This is a genomic window from Herbaspirillum sp. B65, assembly GCF_000333555.1.
Lineage (GTDB): Bacteria > Pseudomonadota > Gammaproteobacteria > Burkholderiales > Burkholderiaceae_D > Herbaspirillum > Herbaspirillum rubrisubalbicans.
The window spans coordinates 18,916-22,329 of the sequence record NZ_BADI01000438.1 but is presented as its reverse complement, the minus strand read 5'-3'; the positions used below and the strand labels follow the sequence as shown (position 1 = coordinate 22,329).

Below are 3,414 nucleotides of genomic sequence, written 5' to 3'. Positions count from 1 at the left end.
GGACGGTGGCCTGCGGGGCGATCGGCATTGGCCTGCTGTCGCTGGCCAAGGATACGCATGGCGCAGCCGGCAGCAGCGGCGCTGCGCCTGCGCAATACGCCTGGCTGGGCAATGTGCTGGTGTTCTGTGCCGTGCTGTGCGAGGCCGCCTATGCGGTCATCGGCAAGAAGCTCACCGCCGTGCTCACACCCAAGCGCATCAGTGCGGTCATCAACCTGTGGGGGCTGTTGCTGATGACGCCCATGGGACTCTACACCGCACTCAAATTCGATTTTTCCACCGTGCCGCTCAACATCTGGTTGCTGCTGGTGTTCTATGGATTGGCGGCCAGTGTGTGGACCGTGTGGTTGTGGATGACCGGATTGAAAGTGGTGCCGGCTGCGCGTGCCGGCGTCTTTACCGTGATGCTGCCGGTGTCGGCCGCCGTGGTCGGGGTGCTGGCGCTGGGAGAACGCCTCTCGGCATTGCAGGCCGGCGCCTTTGCCGTGGCGCTGGCCGGGATGTTCCTGGCCACGCTGCCCGGTCGCGCAGCGACCGACAACTGACCGCTGAACTGAGCGAGGAAGAGATGAACCAAGCCAAACGCCCGCAGGGCAAACCACAAGCCAAACCGCAAGCAAAACAGCAGGCCAATGCCAAGCCCGCAGGCCAGCCCAAGCAGGGGCCGGCGCGCGACAAGCCGCGTACCCACGTCTCCACCGAGGCGGCACGTCGCCGCCAGCATCAGGCGCACGCCGCGTCGCAGGGCCTGGACGAAGATGAACTGCGGGTGCAGCAGATGGTGGCGCTGGCCAGTGCGGTGGCCGCCAGTGCGCCGGACCGCAGCGGTCGCCGCATCGGCCAGGATGAGCTGGAGCGCATGGTGCGCAATACCCTGCGCGAGCGCGACGATGACACCCTGTATGAGGCCCTGGAACAGCTACGCTATGACGATCAGCGCGGCCACGCCTTCCTGCGCGAAGTAGTGGAAGAGGGCGCTGACATCATCGTGCTGCGGCGGGGCGACAAGGAGCTCGAAATCAACGCCTTCCTGATCCCGCTGCTGGCGCGCACCCGCGGCGGCTTGCGCGAAGAACAGGCGTTAGCCGATGGCGATGCCTTCGATGCCTTGCGCGCCAGCCTGCAGGAGGGCGGGCTGGAAAGCCCCCAGGCGCGCGTGGTGCTGGTGCACCATCTCTATCATCCGGAAGAGATCAATGCCCTGAGCTTCAGCGAAGTCGAGGCCATGAATCGCGATGCCTTCGCTTCGCTGACCGACAAGAAGATCCTGAGCGTGCCGGCCATCGAACGCAGTATGCGCGGCTGGCCGGCCAGCAGCTTTGCTGCCGACGATGAGGCACTGGAGTTACGCTTCCTGCTGGGCTTTGCATTGAAGGACGTGGACGATCCCTTCTATGCCATTCCGCCGCAGGAGGAGGCTGCCGACGCCTACTTCGAAGCGCGCGCCGAGCGCTTCCGCCAGTGGAGCGCGCAGGTCACGCCGCTGATGCAGCAATGCCTCACGGGCCGTTCCGGCGAGGCGGCGCAGTGTCAGTTGCACTTCCTCTACCAGGACCTGTTCCATGGCGCCAAGCACACCGGCAATGGCGAGTACCGCACCTTGCAGACGCTCTCCGAACTGGAAGCAGGACTGGCGCAGGCCGGCGCCACGGCGGCCCAGGCCACGGCCATCCTGGCCATCGTCGAGGATGGCGACGATGCACAGGGCAGCCGCCTGCACATCGTCTTGCGCGGCACGCAAGGTGAACTGGCGCGCTCGATCCAGGCGGTCGATGGCGATCTGCAGGAAGCCCTGTTCGATGCCGCCGATGCCGTCACTTCGCTGGGCGTGGCGGCGCTGCGCCTGGCCGATGGTTTCGATGCCGTTGGTCTGCCGCTGCGCGAGCGGGATTTCCCACGCTAGAGCAACGCCTGCAAGCTTAGCCCCATGGGCTTGCAACGGAAATACAGCTCCACCTGCATCGGCCGCCAGCCGCGAATGAGTTGGCGCAGATCGGCCTGCATCTGCTGTTTGCCGCAGAAGGCGCCGGCCTTTTCGCGGGCGGCCGAGGTCAGGGCGGCAATGGACATGGTATAGCTCACGCCGGTGGCCGAGACCATGTAGAGGTCGTCGTGTTCGGCGCTGACTTCGCTGAAGTTGGCACAGCCGCCCAGTGCCGCAGCACCCAGGCAGGCCACGACAGGCTACCCGCACGGCGGCGGTGTCGATGATGTTCATTGCGCATGAGATTCCCCTGTTGTCCTCGTTACGCCGCTGCCCGTGTGGCGTCATCAGAATTGCTCTGTGGCATCGACGTGGCAAGGCAAGCCTACCCGTGCAGCCGGCTCTGGTGGGGCGGGCTTACCCGGTTTTACCCGGAGGACGCGGCTGTAAAAAAATCTTCAATGGCGCTCGCATCAGGGCGCAGGCTGTCAATTTTCGTTCAGCCATGTCAGGCGACCGGCTTGCTGCTGGGCTACAATCGACCAAGCCGTCCGGCCATGACCGGGCGCAGACCACCGCCAAAACAGGGAGAATCCAGAATGAGCAATCGTCGCAGTTTCATCACCGGCGTGGCCGGACTTGCCGCCGCCACCGCCATGCCCAAGGTCTTCGCCCAGGCCGCCACTGCGAGCGGTGCCGCCGAGCCCACCTTGGCCCGCGTGCAGCGCACCAAGACCCTGCGCATCGGTGCGGTGCGTGGGGCTGCGCCGTACTACAACAAGGATCTGGCCAGCGGTGAATGGGGCGGCTTCATGATCGATTTCGCCAGGAGCCTGGCGGCCAGCCTCAACGTCAAGCTGGACATCACCGAGACCACCTGGGGCAATTCGGTACTGGACCTGCAGACGCACAAGATTGACCTGTTCTTCGGCATGAACCCGACCCCGGCGCGGCGCGAGGTGATCAATTTTTCCGAGCCGCTGTTCCTCAATGCCTTCACCATCGTCTCCAAGAAGGAATTCAAGACCTGGGCCGACCTCGACAAGCCGGAGGTGAAGATCGGCGTGGACATCGGTTCCTCGCACGACCAGTTGGTCAGCCGTGTCTGTCCCCATGCCACCATCGTGCGCCTGGAAAAGGCCGATGACGCCACCCTGGCGCTGCAGACCGGCCGGGTCGATGCGCAGGTGCTGGTGTGGTTGCTGGCGCTGAACATCCTCAAGAAGAATCCGGCACTGGGCAAGATGACCGTACCGCAGCCGCTGGAGGCCACCTCCACCAATATCGGCTTGCCCAAGGAAGACGACAAGGCCTGGGCCGAGGCCGTCAACAAGTGGATCGCCGCCGAGCGCGCCGCCGGCAAGATCAAGCCGACCGTGCTGGGCAACCTGCAAAAGCTCTCCGGGGTGAAGCCGGAGGAAGTGCCGGCGCAGAANANGGAGAAAGCAGGAGGNNANAACAAGAAGGANNNGAAGNAANAGNGNGNANNG

3 protein-coding genes and 1 pseudogene (1 of these 4 only partly in view) are annotated in these 3,414 nt (G+C 64.7%); 3 read left to right on the top strand and 1 reads right to left on the bottom strand.

Annotated elements, in window-relative coordinates:
• Nucleotides 1-545, top strand: a 545-nt coding sequence (locus I5W_RS10530) for a DMT family transporter (RefSeq protein WP_044529182.1), incomplete at its 5' end; no start/stop codon positions are given.
• A gap of 23 nt (nt 546-568) precedes the next feature.
• Complete coding sequence (locus tag I5W_RS10525) at nt 569-1,903, top strand: DUF2863 family protein (RefSeq protein ID WP_044529179.1); 1,335 nt, start codon at nt 569-571, stop codon at nt 1,901-1,903.
• Here I5W_RS10525 and I5W_RS10520 read toward each other — a convergent pair.
• Complete coding sequence (locus I5W_RS10520; RefSeq protein WP_044529178.1) at nt 1,900-2,178, bottom strand: hypothetical protein; 279 nt, start codon at nt 2,176-2,178, stop codon at nt 1,900-1,902. The two genes, I5W_RS10525 and I5W_RS10520, sit on opposite strands and share 4 nt — an antisense overlap.
• Before the next feature lie 45 nt (nt 2,179-2,223).
• On the opposite strand from I5W_RS10520, the pseudogene I5W_RS29700 reads away from it, so the two are divergent.
• Nucleotides 2,224-3,414: pseudogene (locus tag I5W_RS29700) on the top strand (transporter substrate-binding domain-containing protein); its annotated part runs 18 nt beyond the window's last position; the annotation flags it as partial.

Excerpts from the sequence above, each read along its gene's own strand:
- I5W_RS10525 (WP_044529179.1), top strand. The coding sequence starts at position 569 with ATGAACCAAGCCAAACGCCCGCAGGGCAAACCACAAGCCAAACCGCAA.